Origin of the sequence: Bacillus sp. 1NLA3E (assembly GCF_000242895.2) — a bacterium.
Classification (GTDB): Bacteria; Bacillota; Bacilli; order Bacillales; family Cytobacillaceae; genus Bacillus_BU.
The window spans coordinates 2804422-2824390 of the sequence record NC_021171.1 but is presented as its reverse complement, the minus strand read 5'-3'; the positions used below and the strand labels follow the sequence as shown (position 1 = coordinate 2824390).

Sequence of the window (19969 nt, the reverse complement as noted above, 5' to 3'; positions counted from 1 at the left end):
TCTCTTTTTTGTTTAAGTTATAAGGACTTTCCGTTAAAAACGATTTTCCGCAATCGGGCGCAAGAATTGAACAACGGTGGGCTACTTCAGCAGTCCATTTTCGTGGCCTTTTTTCAGTTAAAGGGAAGTTGAACAAGAAAAAATTTAGTACAATAATGAATATATAGAGGGATAAAATGGAAAACCAATCTGTGTTAAAAAAGCATTTGCGTGAACTAGAGCAAAAGTTATTAGAACCTGAAACTCGTACAACGCCAGCAGAACTAGACAAGTTACTTGCAGACGATTTTTTTGAATTTGGGAGTTCGGGGAATGTTTGGTATAAAAAGGATTCTGTTGGTAAAGGGGGACTTAGTGTAAGGGAAATGACTCTTACTGATTTTGAAATATACCCTTTATCAGAAGATACCGTTTTGGCGACATTTCGTGTAAAAGATGAAACCAGAATGCAGAATACTTTACGTAGTTCCATTTGGAAATTTATAGATGGAAGATGGCAAATGTTTTTCCATCAAGGAACAACAACAAAATCATAATATCAGTATTATTAAACAAACGGGCGCTACCCATTAATAAGGTTATCCACCTATTTCATTTAATGAGTGGCTTTCACAAGTATGCCGTTAATGATGGTAAAATGAAGATGATAATTAAAAAAGGTTGATGGGGGAAATGAAGAATGAAATCAATGAAGGTTTATCATTATGATGCATTTAGTAAAGAACCCAATAAAGGAAATCCTGCCGGGGTTGTTTTAAACGGAGATGATCTAACAGATCAGGAAATGCAAGAAATAGCTTTCAAAGTAGGTTTTAATGAGACAGCTTTTCTAGTTAAGTCGGATGTGGCTGACCTTAGAATACGTTTTTTTACGCCTGGCCATGAAATGAACCTATGTGGTCATGGAACCATGGCTACCATTTACGCCTTAAAAACAAAGGGATTAATAAAGCAGAAAGATAAATTAACAATTGAAACAAGAGCAGGGAACTTGCCAATAAAAATTAATACAACATCAAGTGATGAAATACATATAACAATGAAACAGGCTTCACCACATTTTGTGGAATTTAACGGGTCAAAGGAAGATTTAGCTAACTCAATCGGGTTAGTAAAAGAGGATATTGATGATTATTTACCAATTCTATATGGTAGTACAGGTACTTGGACATTATTGATCCCAATAAAGAAACTCGTTACCTTTAATAAAATGAAACCTAATAATAAATTATTCCCCACTATATTAAAAGAAATGCCAAAAGCATCTATTCATCCTTTTTGTTTGGAAACCTACGATTCAAATGCTCAAATGCACGCTCGGCACTTCTCTTCACCCTATTCTGGTACCACAGAGGACGCTGTAACTGGAACTGCTTCAGGGGTAATGGGAGCATTTTATGCTAAATACATAAACAACCATTTTGAAAAATCTCTAAATCTTTTAGTAGAGCAAGGTCAAGAAACTGATAAAGATGGTCGGGTTATGGTACGGGTCTCGAAAAATAAAGATAATTATGATATAGAGATAACAGGAAATGCAGTATACGTTAAAGATTTTGAAGTAGTTTTTTAGAAGTGGGATAAAGTTACTTAACAACATCGGGTGGCTAAAGTTCAATAAGCATGAGTCTGCTTATAGCTTTTAGTAATATAAGTAATCTTCCGCAATCGTGCGCATATCAGGAATAAGATTGCGCCCTTTATTGGTTCATCGGGCATTTCGTTGAGCAATTTGTGTACATAAAGGGATTTCAAGGAGGGGGATAAATGATCAAACAATATATCATAGGGAGTTGCGATCATATAATGCGCCACCCAGATAATAGGATATCTCATTAGGCTAACAAGGATGCGCATATAGATTCCGAATTTAACCTATATTGGCCATAACGGATGGGAATTGACCATTTGCCTTGAATATCATTGGAGAAAATGGGGGAAAACTGCGAAATTCTAAGAAAAACCTTAATTAATAGAGGGAGGTAAAACATGGATTACATTTCACCGAAAGAAGAGGCGTTAAAGGTGAAACGGTGGCCTAAAGATACCATAGCGGCGGGGCGTCGTCATTCCGTTGTTCTTAAATCTGACGGAACGGTGAAGGCTGTGGGTGATAATAAATATGGCCAATGTAATGTAAGCGGTTGGCTCGATATTGTGGCGGTCGCGGTTGGTAATGTTCATATGGCGACGAACACGGGTAATGCTCATACAATCGGTCTTAAATCTGACGGTACTGTGGCGGCTGAGGGTTGGAATAAGCATGACCAATGCGATGTAAACGACTGGCGCGATATTGTAGCGGTTGCGGCGGGTTGGCGTCGTACCGTCGGTCTTAAATCGGATGGCACGGTGGTGGCTGTGGGTCGAAATAATGAAGGCCAATGCAATGTAAGCGGCTGGCGTGATATGGTGGCGGTTGCGGCGGGTGACTGGCATACCGTCGGAATTAAATCTGACGGCACGGTGACAATTGTGGGTAATAATCGGTATGGCCAATGCAATGTAAGCGGCTGGCGCGATATAGTGGCGGCAGCGGCGGGTTACCTTCATACCGTCGGTCTTAAATCTGACGGTACGGTGGCGGCTGAGGGTTGGAATAAGCATGACCAATGCGATGTAAGCGGCTGGCACGGTATTGTGGCGATAGCGGCGGGTAGTAATCATACCATCGGCCTTAAATCTGACGGCACGGTGGCGGCTGTGGGTTTAAATAAGCATGGCCAATGCGATGTAAGCGGCTGGCGTGGTATTGTGGCGATAGCGGCGGGTTGCACTCATACTCTCGGCCTTAAATCTGACGGCACGGTGGTTGCTGTGGGTGATAATGAATATGGCCAATGCGATGTAAGCGGCTGGCGCGGAATCCAACTGCCCGGCAATTAGTTTTCAAGCTTCGCTTTACGGACGGCAAGATCTTCGCAGTGCTATTTAAACACCTTTAATTTTTCAGCCTGTTCGGGTGAAATCATTCCGTCAATGGCCAGTTCCAGTTCAGGGAGCTTCTCTATCAATGAACCGTGAATTAAAGGTTCAATGTCAAAAGAGGTGAAGCTGTATACGTCAAATATCATTTTCCTGATACTACACCTACCTTACAAAATAGTAAATTAGAGAAGTCTTTTATTGGTAAGAAGTTGGCAAAGCGTTGCAAATTACTTGTCAAAGACTGGTGCAAAAGATGGCAGAAGTGGTAAATTCTAATGGACATAATCATAATTCCTTGGTTTAAATATTGATTTCACCACTTATTTTTATTATTTATTGGTTGAGAGGAAGGTCTGGATTGGAACCGCCCAGTTGATTGGAGTGGAAGGTGCGAAGACTCCTGCGGGAGCAGCGGGACAGGTGAGACCCCGCAGGCGCTTTAGCGCCGAGGAGGCTCACCTGTCCGCCCCGCGGAAAGCGAAGCGCCTGGAACGGAAATCAACATACCTTTTGTTCAGCCTATTTCTTAATAATTATTAATAGTTTTATAACAAATTAACGCGGTGAATTATTAAAGTTTTCAGATAAAATAATAGACTGTCGAGAGTTTCTCGACAGTCTGAGGAAGATGATTTTAAGTCATCTTCTTTTTTTAATATTACTAATTTTGTTTATACATTTCAGCTATTTGTTTTTGAAGCTGATTATCCTCTAAATACTCGTCATAAGACATTTGTTTATCAACAATTCCGTTTGGTGTAATCTCAACAATACGGTTAGCAATTGTTTGGATAAACTGATGGTCATGAGAAGAGAAAATTAATGAACCTTTAAAATTAATTAAACCGTTATTTAAGGCAGTAATCGATTCTAAATCTAAGTGGTTAGTTGGTTCATCAAGCAGCAACACATTCGATCCACTTAACATCATTTTTGAAAGCATACAGCGAACCTTCTCGCCACCTGAAAGGACACTAGCCTTCTTTAAAACATCTTCACCAGAGAAAAGCATCCGGCCTAAGAAACCTCTAAGGAAGCTTTCACTATCGTCTTTTGGCGAGAATTGACGGAGCCAATCAACAAGGGTAAGGTCATTTCCTTCGAAAAATTCAGCATTATCCTTTGGGAAATAAGCTTGAGATGTGGTTATGCCCCATTTAAACGTCCCACCGTCAGCTTCCATCTCACCCATTAATATTTTAAATAAAGCTGTTCTAGCTAATTCATCCTTACCAACAATGGCAATTTTATCTTCTTTATTCATAGTAAAACTAATGTTATTGAGAACGGTAATCCCATCGATTTCCTTAGTTAATCCTTCTACACTTAACAGATCATTTCCAATTTCACGATCCGGTGTAAAACCAACATACGGATATTTTCGAGATGAGGGTCTAATATCATCTAGCGAAATCTTATCTAATAATTTTTTCCGAGATGTTGCTTGCTTTGATTTCGATGCATTAGCACTGAAACGGGCAATAAAGGCTTGAAGTTCTTTTATTTTTTCTTCTTTCTTTTTGTTTGTATCTTGAGTCATCTTTAGGGCTAATTGGCTAGATTCATACCAGAAATCATAGTTACCTACGTAAATTTGAATCTTTCCAAAGTCCAAATCAGCTATATGAGTACAAACCTTATTTAAGAAATGACGGTCATGGGAAACAACAATGACGGTATTTTCAAAGTTAATTAAAAATTCTTCTAACCATTGGATTGCTTTAATATCTAAATGGTTGGTAGGTTCGTCTAACAGTAACACATCTGGTTTACCAAATAGTGCTTGAGCGAGCAGAACCTTTACCTTTTCACCACCGGTTAATTCGGCCATTTTTTTTGAGTGAACATCTTCTGATATTCCTAATCCTTTAAGTAAAATAGCCGCTTCAGATTCTGCTTCCCAACCGTTCAATTCAGCGAACTCACCTTCAAGCTCAGCAGCACGCATACCATCTTCATCAGTAAAATCAGCCTTCATATATATAGCATCTTTTTCTTGCATGATTTCATACAGACGTGTATGTCCCATAATAACCACTTTGAGAACTTCAAAGTCCTCATATTCAAAATGGTTTTGTTTCAAAACTGCAAGTCGTTCTCCAGGGCCTAAGGAAACTGTCCCAGATTGTGCTTCAAGTTCACCTGCTAATATCTTAATAAACGTTGATTTCCCTGCACCATTTGCACCGATTAAACCGTAGCAATTTCCAGGAGCAAATTTTATATTAACATCCTCGAATAACTTCCGGTCACCGTATCGTAAACTTACATTGCTAACTGTAATCATTTTTATTATCCTCCAAAAAACATAATCTTTAAAATTATACCATTAAAAAAGGGTCAGGGCGAATCCTTTAATACAATGGATGGATCTGTTAATTGCTGAAGGGGGGCAGACATTTTCAAAGTGCTATATATTTTCTTAAAAAAAGGTAAAAAGGCAGAAATTTTGGATAGGCGAAAAATTAAGTTAATTTTTTAGAATTTTTATTTTTTTCTCTTAGTTTTGGTGTACAATAATAGTGAATCGGGTTGAATAAAGGGGTTTTTAAGATGGCTAAAAAGCATATAGTTGACTTCGTCAACAAATTGAAGGAATCGGGGATTAACGTAAGCTTTACAAAGCCTAGATCTCAGTTTCTCTTTACGTTAGTACAGCCCAAACACTCTGCAACTATAATCATTAAATCCTAAAAAAAAGAAGCAGTGAATTTATTTTCACTGCTTCTTTTTTGAATTTCACGCCCATAATTTCTACTAGGATATGTTCTTAAATTTCATCCATTATTTTATTGAATACGTCTTTTTTATTAAAATCTTCGCCCATTGGGAATTTTTTAATAAATTGATTGTTTTCGTCAATTAAAAAGGTAAGGGATGTATGAATGTAAAAACCATTGCCTGGATCCTTAAATTGAAACTTGAAAGGGTCAGCAAGTTCTTTTATTTCTTTTAAATCTTGCTTAATATGATCTCGATCCCCGGTTAGAAAGATCCAGTTTCCATCATTTTTTATTTCAAAATTGTCCATATACTTAGTCAAAACTTCAGGAGAATCGTTATAAGGATCGATGGTAATAGTAATAAATTGAACCTTTTTACCGAAAACTCCTGCATTCTCCAAATCCTTTTTTAATAAGACCATTTTTTGTGTGGTGGTCGGACATATATCTGGACAGTTTGTATAAATAAATTCCACGAGTTTAATTTTTTTATCTGCATCACCAAATATGTACGGATTTCCATCTGAGGTAACGAGTGAGATGTCATCTGGTATTTTTGCGACGGCATCTCTAATTACAAAAAATAGTATTCCAGAACTAATCCCAACAATTGTTAGAATTGTAGTAATAATATAAATTTTCTTCACGTTTATCCCTCCCCATAATAAAGATAAGGAAAAAAGTAACAGAATCATATGGACATTGTGTGAACACTTTTGAAAAACGACTAAAAAGAAAGATTATTTTCAAAATAAGAAAATTTACAAATTATTAATGGCTAAAAATTCAGAATTGATTGAAAAAATAGTAATATCATATATAATAATAGTAAAAACTGACAAAAAACGATGGAGAATTGGGAATTTAGTTTAGATAAAAGGAAAGGGGAATAGTTTTGCTTATTGGAAAGTATTTCATCATCTTGTTACAGCTTTGCATGTTGATGATCATGAATAAAGTTGGATTTTTGATTGTCCAATTCACACATATTCCGATACCTGGAAATGTAATGGGAATGTTGGTGCTGTTTTTTTTGTTATGTACGAAGCTTGTCCGTATAAACTGGATTGAACATGCATCTTCAATATTAATAAATCATCTGTCATTTTTCTTTATACCTATTTCAGTTGGTTTGATGACACTTGAGGCCGTTTTTATGAAGAGTGGCATCGCCATTATTATCGTATTAATGATAAGTACAGTTTTAGGAATTATCATATCGGGGTCTCTTTCTCAAGCTCTCTTGATGAGAAAGGAAGCGATTCAGAGTGAATACCATCGTCACCATTTATAGTATTTTACTAACTATTGCCGTATACATTCTTGCGAGAAAGGTTTCAAAACGATATCCATCACCATTTACGACACCTGTATTTTTTAGCACAACTATTATCATTGTTGTTTTACTATTAAGTCATATTCATTACAAAGAATATGTTTTTGCAAAAGATATCATGACTTATCTTCTAGGACCTGCAACAGTTGCATTAGCTGTACCACTATACAGAAACCGTGCGTTATTGGTTTCCTATCTTGTCCCTGCGCTAGTGGGTTTAATCGTGGGTACAGTAGGTACAATTTTATCGGCACTATATTTAGGTAAAATGTTTCACTTGGCTAAATGGATGTTAACGTCTATAAGTATAAAATCCGTAACAATTCCAGTTGCTTCTGAAATATCAAAAATTGTTGGTGGAGACACCATTCTTGTTGCCGGCATTGTGATGATTACCGGCATGTGCGGCGCCATGTTTGGTCCGTGGATCATGACGTTATTTAATATTCATCATCCCTTTGCAAGAGGATTATCATTAGGTTCGATAGCTCATGGAATTGGAACTGCAGAAGCGGTAAAAGAAGGGGAGATTCAAGGTGCTGTGGCAGGGGTAGCGATGGGCCTTGCAGCAGTGTTGATTTCAACATTTTTACCGTTGGTATTACCATATTTGTTATAGTCTTCATGATTATCATGATTTAATAGTTTATTGGAAGCATACCTAGGATTTCGATCTTGAAGGTATGCTTTTTCTTTTGGATAGAAATCGCCATTTCCCGGTAGTCTAATAAAAATGTTAAAATAAACAAGATTTCAAGTGTTTTTTACTGCAGGAGGATACAAATGATGAATAATGAAGTAAAACGAAACATATTTACCTTGAAAGGATTTTACCTCATGACATTTTTTGGTGTTGGGAGTTTATCCCCATTATTAAGTGTTTACATGAGTGAAGTAGAACATTTAAAAGGCATCCAAATTGGAACAATTATGTCTGTTAGCCCAATTATGATGATATTTTTTCAGCCAATTTGGGGAATGATCTCCGACAAGACCAACTCGCCAGTTAAGGTTTTAACCGTCACAACATTAATGGCAGGGATACTGTCATTAGGATATTTGTGGTTTCATTCCTATTATTGGTTTGTACTAATCGCCATTTTGGTTGCATTGTTTCAAAGTGCTATTATTCCTGTGTCTGATAGCATTTCAATAAAATATGCAAGCAAAGTAAGAATCAACTATGGGAATATTCGACTTTTTGGTTCGCTTGGTTTTGGGTTAGCCGTCTTTATTATGGGACGTTTGTCTGAAATAAATGAAACGGTTATTTTTTATGCTTTCTTCATAGCGCTAACGGTATCGTCATTTTTATCAAGTCAACTCCCAAAAGAGAGGACGACAGGAAACAAAAGGCTGCTTTCTGGTATGAAAGAGATTTTTACATATAAAAAATTCATTCTCTTTTTGGTCATTACCTTTCTAATTTTTGGCCCCAATTTAGCTAACAATGTTTATTTCGGATTGTTTGTTGAACACAGTGGTGGATCTTATACAGGAATTGGTCTTGCTTTTCTAATAGCTGTTCTTTCAGAAATCCCCTTTATGCGGGCAGCAGGAGGATGGATACACAAGCTTGGGCTCCTACCTTTAGCCACAATAGCTGGTATTATCTCATTAATGAGATGGCTGTTTTATTTTTCAGAACCAAGTCTCTCGGTCGTTTATATATCTGCATTCCTTCAAGGTGCATCAGTGGGTTTATTTATTCCAGTGGGTTTACAATATATTCGTGATATTACCCCGTCCCATATTACCGCAACTGCCATTACCATCTATTCAGCTATTGGAAATGGGTTAGGTAATTGGTTTAGTACTTTTTTTGGTGGTATGATTTATGACTCATATGACATTTACACAGTCTATCTATTTTTCAGTGTGATGGCTTTTGTGGGTGTTTTATTGAATGTATTTTTAATAAAATTAGAGAAAAAAAATTACCAAGAAGGAAAGTTATTGGGTAGATAATTGGGGGAAAAGGAGGCTATCGCTGCCTCCTTATTTAACCAGCTTACTCTTATAAATTTTCGTTTTGTTGCCCAATCTCGCCTGCACCTATTAGTGCATTGGCAACTTCTAAATCTTTGTGTTTATTGACTGAATCCCCAGCAATTACCTTAGAATTTTGAGCAGCATTGTCCGTTTGAATCGACAGTTCCGGTTGCTTTTCTGGCGTTCTTTTGTCTGTAGTCCTCGTCAAAACAAAACACCTCCCGTTGATTATTTTAGTTCCTTTTATTATCTTGCAATCCTGCTAATACATGTATTTTTGACAAAAAAAAAACGGCGATTAGGCCACCGTTTTAATTAATCTTCTTTTTTAGATAAACAACGATCACACTCTTGTAAATAGGAAACGGCCTGCTCATTCATATGTTCACCGCACTCAGGGCAAACCTTATATGGTAAATGATTTGAAATTTCAACTTGGTTTTGAATTAACATTAGATCTCCTCCTTTTTAGATAAACAACGGTCACACTCTTGTAAGTAGGACTCTGCCTGTTCACTCATTTGCTCACCGCACTCAGGACAAACTTTATGAGGTAATTGGCGGAAAAACTCAACTGGACTCTGAATTAACATTTAAATCTCCTCCTTTTTAGATAAACAACGATCACACTCTTGTAGGTAGGACTGTTCTTGCTCATTCATGTATTCACCGCACTCAGGACAAACCTTATGAGGTAAATGCCGGGAAAACTCTGTTGTGTTTTGATTTAACATATTAATTCCTCCCTTTTCTGTAGTACAGTTTTGAATTTCGTTTATCTGTTATAAAACAGTATATTACGGTCAGAGAGATTTGTATAGCCTTATTTTCTAAAAAATCAAAAAATTATAAAATTTAACATTAGATTAAAAAGAGAAAAGTTAAATTACATAAACTTCCATATATTAAGAAAACATTGGGTTTGTAGAAAATTGTTGAAAAATCGTCAAATTTCTCTTCCCTTTAAAGTGAATTTACATTACAATCATAGTAAATAATTATATGGCAAAACAATGGGAGAGATGCGATATATGGTTGACTCCTCAAGTCCAATTATAATGATGGTAGCTATTATATTAACAATGATGTCTTCATATGCTGCATTGGATCTTTTTTCGTTACTGAATTCCTCTGAACAGAACAAAAGACTATTATTTTTATGTGGAACCTTCGCAATGGGAATTGGGATATGGGTAATGAATTTTTTTGGAATGTTATCTGGAAATATGAATAATTCATTAATCTTTAATTTCCCTATTGTATTACTATCGATGATTCTCGGGATTTCTTTTACAGGAATGGCCTTTTATACTTCCACAATTAAATCTTTAAACACCTCAAATATTGTTCTGAGTAGTTTCTTCATGACAATGGCGGTTTTTTCAAATCATGTTATTGGTATGTATTCTATTGGCTTGAATATTCACTATAATGTAACCATCATTGCTCTTTCCATCCTTTTAGTGTATGGGGGATTTTTGTTTTCTTTTTGGATGTTATTTTATACGAAGAGTTTTCGTCAGACTCACCATGTTTGGTTAAAACCAATTGGTGCATTAATCATTGCGTCAACCATCGTGGAGGGACACTTTTTATTAATTCGAGCCTCCTCCTTAGAGATAAATAATCCCAATTTATTTCATCAACCACCTTCGGAACTTTTCATCGAATATTTGATTTTATTTGTATCGATTATTATTTTGGGAGGCTTAATAAGCTCTAGTACGTTAATCAGTAAGCGCCTTGTGACGAGCGATACGAATTTGAGGGATATTACCACAGCTTTAGATGAGTCATCAATTGTTGCAATAACCGATCCAAAGGGAAAAATCACCTTTGCGAATGAAAAATTTGTGGAGATTTCCAAATACTCACAATCCGAACTTGTTGGTGCAGACCATAGAATTTTAAATTCCGGATTACACCCTAAAGAATTTTTTGCCGATTTGTGGGCAACTATTAGCAAAGGTAAAGTGTGGAAGGGAGAAATCCAAAATAAGGCAAAGGACGGAACTCTGTATTGGGTGAATACAACCATTGTCCCTTTCTTAAACAAGAAGGGAATTCCCTACCAATATGTTTCCATCCGAAATGATATCACAGCACGTAAGATGGCTGAAACAAACTTGAGAAATTCATTAAAAGAGACGAATGATATTATGTTTGCATTGGATCAATCGTCAATTATTGCATTCACAGATGAAAAGGGAAGAATCAGTAAAGTAAATGATGAATTTTGTCGAATTTCAAAATATGACCGTCATGAATTAATTGGTATGGACCACCGAATGTTAAATTCAAGTTACCATACTCCAGCTTTCTTTAAAGACTTGTGGCAAACAATCAGGCAAGGTAAGGTTTGGAAAGGCGAAATAAGGAATAAAGCAAAAGATGGCACTTTTTATTGGGTAGACACGACCATTGTTCCATTTTTAAATGAAAATGGACAACCTTATCAATATTTGGCGATTCGTAATGATATTACTGAGCGGAAAAAAACGGAGGAAACTTTGAATCGTCAAGATAAATTAGCTGCGGTTGGACAGCTTGCTGCTGGAGTTGCTCATGAGATTCGAAACCCACTTACTTCTATTAAAGGGTACGCTGAATTCCTGCAACTAGATGAGAAAAACCCTGAAAGATTGGAATTTCTAGATATTATTTTAGATGAAATCGAACGAGTAAATACAATCGTCGAGGAATTTATGGTCTTAGCCAAACCAAAGGCCGCGGTTCTCGAAGAAAAAAATATTGTTCCAATAATCAGAGATGTTCTTTCCTTATTAGAATTTGAAGCTAGAAAGAAGCATGTTCGTTTGGATTTTTTTTCGTGTGATGAAATTATTCAGGTGGAATGTGATAAAGATCGTCTAAAACAAGTGTTCCTAAATTTGGTAAAAAACGGGATTGAGGCAATGCCTAACGGTGGAGAACTTCGTGTTTTTACTAACATTCATGAGAACAATGTGGAAATTTCCTTTCAGGATACTGGTGTTGGAATTCCAGAAGAAAAATTAATGAAAATAGGCGAGCCTTTTTATACTACCAAAGAAAATGGTAATGGGTTAGGGTTAATGGTAAGTTTTAAAATTATTGAAAGTCATAATGGAAGTGTTTATATAGAAAGTGAAGTGAATAAAGGAACTACGTTTAACATCGTATTGCCTGCTCGACCAGCCTGAAAAACGTGAGAAATCTCTACTCACGTTTTTTTATTAAATTGTACTAAAAACTTTTTGTACATTTCCACCAAATTCTCGTTTATTATAGTAGTATGATGTTTTATTATTTATTTAATGCAATGGGAGGCGAATTCCTTGGGAATTGAAAGCGTTAAAACGGTATGCGGCTATTGCGGAACAGGCTGCGGCTTGATTGTAGAAGTGGAAGACAATCAGATTAAGAGAATAAGAGGAGATAAAGATGCACCGGTAAACAATGGTCAAACATGTGTGAAAGGTGCGTTTGCCTATAAGTATGTTCAAGCTCCAAAAAGACTAAAAACTCCTTTAATCCGCAAAGCTGGAGAGCTTGTGGAAGCAACTTGGGAGGAAGCATTGGGATTTGTATCATCTCGATTAAATTCACTAAAAACTCAATTTGGACCTGAAGCAATATCTCTATTTGCCTGTGCAAGATCAACCAATGAATCGAATTACGTTACCCAAAAGTTTATGCGCACAGTAATTGGAAGCAATAATATTGATGGATGTAACCGAACCTGACACGCTTCAAGTGTCGCCGGTCTGGCGACTGTTTTTGGAAATGGATTTCCAACAAGTAGATTAGAAGATATAAACGAAGCAAAAGTTTTACTTTTGATGGGTTCAAATACTACAGAAGCCCATCCGATTATTGCCAATCGAATGAAAAAGGCAGCTAAAGCAGGAACGAAAATCATTGTAATTGATCCGCGTAAAATTGATATGGTAAAAGTATCACATCGCCATTTACAAATAAATATTGGTGCTGATATTGCTCTTATCAATGCCATGATCCGTGTGATTATTAAAGAAGGCCTGTATGATGCTAAGTTTATTCAACAAAGAACGGCCGATTTTGATGAATTGTGCAAAAAGGTTGAACAATATACACCAGAATTTGCCGCTTCCATCACGGGGTTGTCACCTGAAGATATTATTGAAACAGCTAGAGAGTATGCTACAGCTGAGAGCTCAATGATTGCCTACACACTTGGTATTACTGAACATCATTGCGGTGTAAACAATGTCTTTGATATTGCTAATCTTGCATTGATTACAGGCCAAATCGGTAAAATAGGAAGCGGCATCATGCCACTTCGAGGTCAAAATAACGTTCAAGGCGCTGGCGATATGGGTTGTTTACCAAATCAGCTTACCGGAGCGGTTAGCCTTGCAGATGATGAGTACAGAGCTCGTTTTGAAGCTCATTGGGGTGTTAACATTAATCCAATGGCTGGAGATACACAAACAAGAACGTTCGATCGAATTGAAAGTGGTGCAGTGAAGGCATTGTACGTTATTGGTGAGAACCCGTTGATGGCAGATGTTCATATGAACCATACAAAAAAATTGTTGGAAAACCTAGATTTATTGGTTGTCCAAGATATTTTTCTAACAGAAACTGCCCTATTGGCTGATGTTGTTTTTCCTGCAAAATCTTGGGGCGAAGTAGAAGGAACATACACGAATACTGATCGCCGGATTCAACGAGTACGTAAAGCTGTTGATGCTCATCCGAATGTTAAAGAAGACTGGGAAATCCTATGTGAATTATCTCAACTTATGGGATATGAGATGTCTTATCAATCAAGCGAAGAGATTTGGGATGAAGTGAGAGAGTTAGCATGGGAAATGTATGGAGGAATTTCATATGCCCGGCTTGAACAGGTTTATAGTCTGCACTTCCCATGTCCAGACGAAAGTCATCCTGGAACTTATCTTTTATATGAGCATTTTCATGAATCCAATCCAAATCCAGAACAAATAAAGAAATCATCATTTGTTCCAGTTGATTATACCGAACCGGTTGAGCTACCAGATAAAGAGTATCCATTTACCTTAACTACTGGTCGTCGTTATGAGTCATATAATACACACTCACAAACAAGATACTATGCTGAGGGTGTGAAAATTAAACAAACGGAAGAAACTGTTGATATTCATCCGAGTGATGCGGAAAGCTTAGGAATTGAAGATGGTGAAGTGGTTGAGGTTAAATCACGTCGTGGACAATTAACTGTAAAAGCAAAAGTTACTGAACAGGTTGTTCCAGGTCTTGTGTTTATGAGTTTCCACTGGAGTGATGTGCCGACCAATGTCTTAACGATAAATGAATTCGATCCGATTTCTGGAACAGCAGAGTATAAGGCTTGTGCTGTTGCCATTAAAAAGTTATAACAGTCAATCATGCTAAGCAGAACCTGGCGGAGATGCCAGGTTCTGCTTTTTTATGGTTTTTTATATTGTGGTTCTTCAAATTCAAGGGTATTTTTTCTTTCCATGAGATCATGCTTAATTTCACCTATTGTAAGCATTGCTTCATGGAAGGTTCGCTGTGCCTCCCGATCTTGGGAATTAATTGCAAGCGAGGATAATTGGGCTTCAATTCCTTTTACTGTTGCCAGGCATTGACCTACATTTGAGGCTATTGTCAATTTTTCTTCACGTCCAATCGTTTATGTCATTTTTCTTAAGGGATCCTAACCTTAATAACCTCCAACTGATATTGTTACTTTTCCCAACAAGTCATTTCTTAATCAAAAAAAGGCATGGAGCTCCATGCCTTAGAGGTGTCGAAAAAGGTTATTTTTCGGCAAATTTCCATTTTGTTAGAACATTAAATACCGATTTTTAATATGAGATGTACGAGGATTGAAGAATGGAAGTGAACAGGCTCTCCTTACTGCAGCCTGCCAAAACATAAAAAAAGTGCAAACATTTATCCATATTGGATAAGGTGTGTTGCAATTCTTTAGGTTGATTTGGCCCTTGTTGATTGGAGTGGAAGGTGAAAGACTCCTGTGGGAGCAGTGGGACAGGTGAGCCTCCGCAGGCGCTATAGCGCCGAGGAGGCTCACCGCTCGCCCCGCGGAAAGCGAAGCGCCTGGAACGGAAATCAACAGACCTATTGAACAGCCTATTTATTAATAACGAAATAACGCGGTGAATTACTAAATCTTTTGGGTAAAATAATAGACTGTCGAGAGTTTCTCGACAGCCTAAAGGCATGGAGCCCCATGCCTTTACCTTGCCACAACTTTATTAAGAAACTGAGCCATCCGTGTATTCTGGGTATTACCAAAGATTTCGTCTGGAGTTCCTTTTTCAATAACACTTCCATTATCCATGAATATTACTTGATCAGCTACATCACGAGCAAATTGCATTTCATGAGTAACAACTACCATGGTCATGCCTTCTTCAGCCAAGTCCTTCATTACTTTTAAAACTTCTCCCACAAGCTCAGGATCCAGAGCCGAGGTAGGCTCATCAAATAATAGTACCTCAGGATCCATTGCCATGGCACGAGCAATCCCAACCCGTTGTTGTTGGCCTCCAGATAGTTGGTGAGGATACATGTCAGCACGATCCTTTAAGCCTACCTTTTCTAGGAGGGAGAGGGATTTTGCCCTTGTCTTAGCTTTATCTCTTTTTAAAACGGTCAATTGGCCCTCCATCACATTTTCCAACGCTGTTAAATGTGGAAATAAGTTATAGTTTTGAAATACCATACCCGTTTGTTGTCGAAAAGAAGTAATAACAGAAGAGGGGAGTTTACTATTACTTGTAAGGTGGATTGATTTTTCACCAAGTGTAATTTTCCCCTCATTGGGAATTTCCAGCAAGTTTAAGCACCGTAACAGGGTCGTTTTTCCTGATCCAGAAGGTCCGATGATGACGGCCGTTGTTCCTTTATTAATGGAAAGATTTATGCCCCGCAAAACTTCTATATCATGAAAACTCTTATGCAAATTATCAACCGTAATCATTTTTTTCCACCACCTATCATTTGGCAATCCCTCGCTCAAACCTTAGTTCAAGTTTTTCTTGAATAAAAGATAAAACCGTGCTGAAAATCAAATAAATGAAGGCAACTTCAATATATAACCAGAGAGGTTCATATGTAACGGAAGCAACTTGTTGTCCTTTTTGAAACATCTCTGTAACGGTAATCGTCGCAGCTAGCGACGTATCTTTTACAAGACTTATAAACGAATTCCCTAACGGTGGAATGGATACACGGAAGGATTGTGGTAAAATAATTCTCCGCATCGCTTGTGATTTTGACATCCCGACTGAATAGGCTGCTTCCCATTGTCCTTTCGGAATAGACTGGATGGCAGCCCGGATAATTTCTGAACTGTACGCCCCTACATTAAGCGTAAATCCAATGACCGCTGCCGGAAATGGATTTAAAGTAATCCCAACACTTGGCAATCCATAAAAAAGAATAAAGATTTGCACTAATAAGGGAGTACCTCGGAAAATCCATACATAAAATTTTGCTAAAGCCACAATGGGCTTAAAGCTAGATAATCGTGCTATGGCAGTTAAAAAAGCAAGTATCAAACCTAACACAAACGAAATTAAAGTTAATGGAATGGTATATGTCAACCCTGCCTCTAAAATAGGAAAAAAGGAATCACTAAGGATTCCTATTATTCGTTGTGACCGTTCATCTGCAAACATATTAAATCAATCCTTTACTTGGAAACATCCTCACCAAACCATTTTTTTGAAATCTTTAGATACGATCCATCTTCTTTCATATCGGAAAGTGCTTTGTTTACAGCATCTACAAGTTCTTTATTATCTTTGCGGAATAAGAAACCATTTTTCGTAACATCGGCCTCTTCATACACTTTTTTAATTTCTAACTCGGGACGTTGTTTTACTAAATCTAAGTAGGAAAGACTGTCATTAATCGTTCCATCAATACGGCCAGATGTTAAAAGATCAATTGCTTGATTAAATCCGTCAACAACAGTATTAGTTGCGCCGTGTTCTTCGGCAATTTTACGATAATTACTGTCTAATGATTGTCCAACTTTTTTTCCTTTTAAATCATCAAAGGATTTAATGTCAGTGTTGTCTTTTCTAACAATTAACACAGCTTTTGAAGCAATGTATGGATCAGACATATCATACTTTTCTAAGCGATCAGGGCGAATAGCCACTTCATTTGCAACCAAATCGTAACGTTTTGCATCAAGACCGGCAATCATCCCGTCCCATTTTGTTTCTATAAACTTAGGTTTGATGTCTAGGCGTTTAAATACTTCTTCTGCTATTTCAACGTCAAATCCAGTTAATTTATCGTTTTTATCATGGAATGTAAATGGAGCATATGTCCCTTCTGTCCCAATGGTAACTTCGCCTTTTGATTTAATTTGATCATAAAGACTTTTGCTTTCATTTGCACCCTCATCTTTCTTTTGTGTGTTGCATGCTGCTAGTGCAAGCACCAAAAAAAGGCTAAGGAAAAGTAATAATGATTTCTTCATGTCTTAATCCCCCAGTAATTTTATAGGTTTTAATTGAATAACTATTTTAGAATAATCTAATACCATATTGGTGTCAATAAAAACGTGATTTCTATTTATTATTGTTCATAATGCCGAAATTATTAAACATTATAAAAAAACAAATAAGGCTGACCTGTTATAACAGGCCAGCACAAATAAAGGGGAAGTTTTTATTAAAAATTACTTTTTTATGAGATCGTTTTCTTGTTCATTAGAATTTTTACTTGATTGCGTTTTAAAAAATAATCCTGTGATACTTTTAACGGTGTGTTTTGATTGGAGTTCTATCTTCTCAGCTAAGTGTCCAATTCGTTCAAAAATAACAGCTTTTAGACTGTCTAATTGACGATTTACCTTATGGGAGACAGCTTCTTGTTGTTCAAGGCGTTCCATCACAGTTTGATGATAAACATCTTGGACGTCTAATTTAGAAGTGATTTCATTTTGATTATTCAGCTGATTTTTTACTAGGTTACTTAATTCCCGAGAGACTATTTCAAACTCGTTCATCTTCCTTAATAAATTTAATGTTGATTGTTCTTGTGTGCCCAATTGAGCAAGAATGGCTTGATGAAACAAGTCTTCTTTATTAACCATTTGGGCAAATTCCATCTGGTCACCGGTAATTTGTTCCAGTTTTTCGTAAATTCCTGCTTCAATTTTTTGTAAATGATTTTGTATTTGTTTTTGGACTATCTGTTGATTTTCAATTGTTGACTCTATTTTAATATTTTGTTCTTCTCGGTCTGAAATATTAGATTGAAATAAGCTGCTTATCGACTCAATTGACTCTGTTAGTTTTTGATTAATGGAGTCCTGGTATTTTAACACTTCAGCTAAAAATTGAAGGCGGTATTCCACTTGATTCGTTTCCACTAATTTGGAAGTGGATAAATGCACCTTTGGTTCGACGTGCTTGTTTAGAAATAAACTCAAATCTTCACCTCCGTTCAGAGAATTTTATTTTGGAATTGTACAGTTTTATCGTATGAGAAAAATCTTAATTTGTTAGCCAATACAAAGAACTTAAACGAATTGTATTGTAAAGTATGATAATAAAATGTAATATTTTTTAGATAATTAAATTGTTGGGGGTAAAATAATTGCGTCCGATTATTCTTGGGGTTTGTGCTGCTTTCTTTTTTGCGTTTACATTTGTCCTTAACCGATCAATGGAGTTAGAAGGAGGAAGTTGGATTTGGAGTGCTTCCCTTCGATATTTTCTTATGGTCCCATTTTTGTTTCTGATTGTATTATTTAGGGGCAATTTAACTTTATTATTTTTACAAATGAAAAAAAACTTGATGTCATGGATAGTTTGGAGTTCTGTGGGGTTTGGTCTATTTTATGGACCCTTGTGTTTTGCTTCAGCTTATGGTCCAGGCTGGTTAATTGCAAGTACATGGCAAATAACCATCATTTCAGGTTCGTTACTTGTCCCATTATTTTATGTAACCATAGAAACACCAAAGGGTCCCGTTAAAGTTAGAGGGGAAATTCCATTAAAGGGATTAGCTATGTCATTAATCATTGTTGTAGGTGTCGTAGTGATGCAGTTTGAAAATGCAACAAGGCTGTCATCCAAAGATGCTATTTTGTGTGTCGTTCCCCTCGTAATTGCTTCGTTTGCTTATCCTTTGGGAAATAGAAAGATGATGGCTCTTTGTCCGGGGAATATTGATGTGTACCAACGTGTTTTAGGAATGACCATGGCCAGTTTACCTTTCTGGTTCATTCTTTCAATTTATGGTTTATTTACTGTCGGCTTACCAAGTAAAGGGCAGGTAATCCAATCAGGAGGGGTAGCCATTTTTTCTGGAGTAATTGCGACTGTGTTATTTTTTGCCGCTACAGATATGGTGAAAGGGAGTATGCAGAAGCTTGCGGCTGTTGAGGCCACTCAATCTTTAGAGGTCCTGTTTGCTGTAATTGGAGAAATCACTGTTTTATCAAGTCCTGCTCCGTCTGTTTTATCAAGCTTTGGTATGCTCTTTGTTGTGATTGGGATGGTCATGCATAGTTATATTTCTGTGAAGAGAAAGAAACCTATTTCTAAAACGGTGAATTTTTGAGTTGCTTCCGGTAAATGTTTTGCTAACATAGTTTTTGATTTTATAGTAAAAACAAGCTATGATAAAAAGAAAAACAAAAAGGTGATTTTGAAATGAAGTGTAAAATTAATCGCATCGCAGCAAAGGTATTAAAAGAAATGCTTGAAGGTGAGGCGGCAGAGGGAAAGATGCTTCGAGTTTATGTCACTCATATGCATGGAGACCATGCTCATTATGACATAAAGTTTGATGAGCCAACTGAACATGATGAGATTGTAAAGACGGATAAAGGTATCGATATATTGCTAGACAAACGTGAGGAATATTTAGATGGAGTGTGGATTCAATACTTCCAAGTTCCAAAAGAGGAATTTATTATCACAAATCCTTCTAAAGATAGCCATCATCATCATTAAATCTATACATAGTT

General features: G+C 36.7%; 22 protein-coding genes. 10 read left to right on the top strand and 12 right to left on the bottom strand.

The genetic code is table 11. The features are described 5' to 3' along the window. The first annotated feature begins 176 nt into the window (after positions 1-176). From B1NLA3E_RS13345 to B1NLA3E_RS13330, 3 genes are all read left to right on the top strand, one after another. Complete coding sequence (locus B1NLA3E_RS13345; protein ID WP_015594364.1) at positions 177-536, top strand: nuclear transport factor 2 family protein; 360 nt, start codon at positions 177-179, stop codon at positions 534-536. A gap of 143 nt (positions 537-679) precedes the next feature. Continuing rightward, on the top strand, positions 680-1573 hold the full coding sequence (locus tag B1NLA3E_RS13340) for a PhzF family phenazine biosynthesis protein (RefSeq protein ID WP_015594363.1): 894 nt from the start codon (positions 680-682) through the stop codon (positions 1571-1573). Positions 1574-1989: 416 nt separating this feature from the next. Then, positions 1990-2886, top strand: a complete 897-nt coding sequence (locus B1NLA3E_RS13330; protein WP_015594362.1) for an RCC1 domain-containing protein — start codon at positions 1990-1992, stop codon at positions 2884-2886. A 41-nt stretch (positions 2887-2927) separates the two neighbouring features. On the opposite strand, the gene B1NLA3E_RS24850 is transcribed toward B1NLA3E_RS13330, so the two are convergent. The 3 genes from B1NLA3E_RS24850 to B1NLA3E_RS13320 form a co-directional block, all read right to left on the bottom strand. Further along, complete coding sequence (locus tag B1NLA3E_RS24850) at positions 2928-3074, bottom strand: hypothetical protein (RefSeq protein ID WP_015594361.1); 147 nt, start codon at positions 3072-3074, stop codon at positions 2928-2930. Positions 3075-3589: 515 nt separating this feature from the next. Continuing rightward, a complete protein-coding gene (locus tag B1NLA3E_RS13325) occupies positions 3590-5215 on the bottom strand; it encodes an ABC-F family ATP-binding cassette domain-containing protein (protein ID WP_015594360.1) in 1626 nt (541 codons plus the stop codon). Between the two features lie 483 nt (positions 5216-5698). After that, positions 5699-6298 (bottom strand): SCO family protein, encoded by a 600-nt coding sequence (locus B1NLA3E_RS13320; protein WP_015594359.1) that lies wholly within the window; start codon positions 6296-6298, stop codon positions 5699-5701. Positions 6299-6546: 248 nt separating this feature from the next. Here B1NLA3E_RS13320 and B1NLA3E_RS13315 point away from each other — a divergent pair, with 248 nt between their 5' ends. The 3 genes from B1NLA3E_RS13315 (at position 6547) to B1NLA3E_RS13305 (ending at position 8955) form a co-directional block, all read left to right on the top strand. Further along, positions 6547-6945: a CidA/LrgA family protein gene (locus tag B1NLA3E_RS13315; protein WP_015594358.1), complete on the top strand. Its 399-nt coding sequence runs from the start codon at positions 6547-6549 to the stop codon at positions 6943-6945. Continuing rightward, entirely contained in the window at positions 6920-7606 is a 687-nt protein-coding gene (locus B1NLA3E_RS13310) for an LrgB family protein (protein WP_015594357.1), read from the top strand. The genes B1NLA3E_RS13315 and B1NLA3E_RS13310 overlap by 26 nt, the downstream gene beginning before the upstream one ends. Before the next feature lie 164 nt (positions 7607-7770). Next, positions 7771-8955: an MFS transporter gene (locus B1NLA3E_RS13305; protein ID WP_015594356.1), complete on the top strand. Its 1185-nt coding sequence runs from the start codon at positions 7771-7773 to the stop codon at positions 8953-8955. Positions 8956-9004: 49 nt separating this feature from the next. On the opposite strand, the gene B1NLA3E_RS13300 is transcribed toward B1NLA3E_RS13305, so the two are convergent. The 4 genes from B1NLA3E_RS13300 to yhfH (B1NLA3E_RS24025) form a co-directional block, all read right to left on the bottom strand. After that, a complete protein-coding gene (locus B1NLA3E_RS13300) occupies positions 9005-9187 on the bottom strand; it encodes a hypothetical protein (protein WP_015594355.1) in 183 nt (60 codons plus the stop codon). 107 nt (positions 9188-9294) lie between these two features. Then, positions 9295-9432 carry a protein YhfH gene (gene yhfH / locus B1NLA3E_RS24035; RefSeq protein ID WP_015594354.1) on the bottom strand — a complete coding sequence of 46 codons (138 nt, stop codon included), beginning with the start codon at positions 9430-9432 and terminating at the stop codon, positions 9295-9297. Then, entirely contained in the window at positions 9432-9572 is a 141-nt protein-coding gene (yhfH, locus tag B1NLA3E_RS24030; protein WP_015594353.1) for a protein YhfH, read from the bottom strand. The genes yhfH (B1NLA3E_RS24035) and yhfH (B1NLA3E_RS24030) overlap by 1 nt, the downstream gene beginning before the upstream one ends. Further along, complete coding sequence (gene yhfH, locus B1NLA3E_RS24025; RefSeq protein WP_015594352.1) at positions 9573-9713, bottom strand: protein YhfH; 141 nt, start codon at positions 9711-9713, stop codon at positions 9573-9575. Positions 9714-10001: 288 nt separating this feature from the next. On the opposite strand from yhfH (B1NLA3E_RS24025), the gene B1NLA3E_RS13295 reads away from it, so the two are divergent. Then, positions 10002-12161, top strand: coding sequence for a PAS domain S-box protein (locus B1NLA3E_RS13295; protein WP_041580521.1), 2160 nt, complete (start codon positions 10002-10004; stop codon positions 12159-12161). A 114-nt stretch (positions 12162-12275) separates the two neighbouring features. After that, entirely contained in the window at positions 12276-14360 is a 2085-nt protein-coding gene (gene fdhF, locus B1NLA3E_RS13285; protein ID WP_236619577.1) for a formate dehydrogenase subunit alpha, read from the top strand. A gap of 50 nt (positions 14361-14410) precedes the next feature. Here the strand turns inward: fdhF and B1NLA3E_RS13280 are convergent, their stop codons facing one another. From B1NLA3E_RS13280 to B1NLA3E_RS13260, 5 genes are all read right to left on the bottom strand, one after another. Continuing rightward, positions 14411-14617, bottom strand: coding sequence for a DUF1657 domain-containing protein (locus tag B1NLA3E_RS13280; protein WP_015594348.1), 207 nt, complete (start codon positions 14615-14617; stop codon positions 14411-14413). Positions 14618-15205: 588 nt separating this feature from the next. After that, positions 15206-15952 carry an amino acid ABC transporter ATP-binding protein gene (locus B1NLA3E_RS13275; protein WP_015594347.1) on the bottom strand — a complete coding sequence of 249 codons (747 nt, stop codon included), beginning with the start codon at positions 15950-15952 and terminating at the stop codon, positions 15206-15208. A gap of 16 nt (positions 15953-15968) precedes the next feature. Then, positions 15969-16652, bottom strand: coding sequence for an amino acid ABC transporter permease (locus tag B1NLA3E_RS13270; protein WP_015594346.1), 684 nt, complete (start codon positions 16650-16652; stop codon positions 15969-15971). A 14-nt stretch (positions 16653-16666) separates the two neighbouring features. Continuing rightward, positions 16667-17467, bottom strand: coding sequence for an amino acid ABC transporter substrate-binding protein (locus B1NLA3E_RS13265; RefSeq protein ID WP_015594345.1), 801 nt, complete (start codon positions 17465-17467; stop codon positions 16667-16669). A gap of 201 nt (positions 17468-17668) precedes the next feature. Then, positions 17669-18424, bottom strand: coding sequence for a hypothetical protein (locus tag B1NLA3E_RS13260; RefSeq protein WP_015594344.1), 756 nt, complete (start codon positions 18422-18424; stop codon positions 17669-17671). Positions 18425-18591: 167 nt separating this feature from the next. On the opposite strand from B1NLA3E_RS13260, the gene B1NLA3E_RS13255 reads away from it, so the two are divergent. Both B1NLA3E_RS13255 and B1NLA3E_RS13250 read left to right on the top strand, forming a co-directional pair. Further along, positions 18592-19560: a DMT family transporter gene (locus B1NLA3E_RS13255; protein ID WP_015594343.1), complete on the top strand. Its 969-nt coding sequence runs from the start codon at positions 18592-18594 to the stop codon at positions 19558-19560. 92 nt (positions 19561-19652) lie between these two features. Beyond that, positions 19653-19955, top strand: a complete 303-nt coding sequence (locus B1NLA3E_RS13250) for a heme biosynthesis protein HemY (RefSeq protein WP_015594342.1) — start codon at positions 19653-19655, stop codon at positions 19953-19955. Positions 19956-19969: the final 14 nt, after the last annotated feature.

Coding starts and splice junctions, on each gene's coding strand:
- B1NLA3E_RS13270 (WP_015594346.1), bottom strand. CDS start 16,652: ATGTTTGCAGATGAACGGTCACAACGAATAATAGGAATCCTTAGTGAT.
- B1NLA3E_RS13340 (WP_015594363.1), top strand. CDS start 680: ATGAAATCAATGAAGGTTTATCATTATGATGCATTTAGTAAAGAACCC.
- yhfH (WP_015594354.1), bottom strand. CDS start 9,432: ATGTTAATTCAAAACCAAGTTGAAATTTCAAATCATTTACCATATAAG.
- yhfH (WP_015594352.1), bottom strand. CDS start 9,713: ATGTTAAATCAAAACACAACAGAGTTTTCCCGGCATTTACCTCATAAG.
- B1NLA3E_RS13265 (WP_015594345.1), bottom strand. CDS start 17,467: ATGAAGAAATCATTATTACTTTTCCTTAGCCTTTTTTTGGTGCTTGCA.
- B1NLA3E_RS13330 (WP_015594362.1), top strand. CDS start 1,990: ATGGATTACATTTCACCGAAAGAAGAGGCGTTAAAGGTGAAACGGTGG.
- yhfH (WP_015594353.1), bottom strand. CDS start 9,572: ATGTTAATTCAGAGTCCAGTTGAGTTTTTCCGCCAATTACCTCATAAA.
- B1NLA3E_RS13250 (WP_015594342.1), top strand. CDS start 19,653: ATGAAGTGTAAAATTAATCGCATCGCAGCAAAGGTATTAAAAGAAATG.
- B1NLA3E_RS13275 (WP_015594347.1), bottom strand. CDS start 15,952: ATGATTACGGTTGATAATTTGCATAAGAGTTTTCATGATATAGAAGTT.
- B1NLA3E_RS13305 (WP_015594356.1), top strand. CDS start 7,771: ATGATGAATAATGAAGTAAAACGAAACATATTTACCTTGAAAGGATTT.
- B1NLA3E_RS13325 (WP_015594360.1), bottom strand. CDS start 5,215: ATGATTACAGTTAGCAATGTAAGTTTACGATACGGTGACCGGAAGTTA.
- B1NLA3E_RS13345 (WP_015594364.1), top strand. CDS start 177: ATGGAAAACCAATCTGTGTTAAAAAAGCATTTGCGTGAACTAGAGCAA.
- B1NLA3E_RS13295 (WP_041580521.1), top strand. CDS start 10,002: ATGCGATATATGGTTGACTCCTCAAGTCCAATTATAATGATGGTAGCT.
- B1NLA3E_RS24850 (WP_015594361.1), bottom strand. CDS start 3,074: ATGATATTTGACGTATACAGCTTCACCTCTTTTGACATTGAACCTTTA.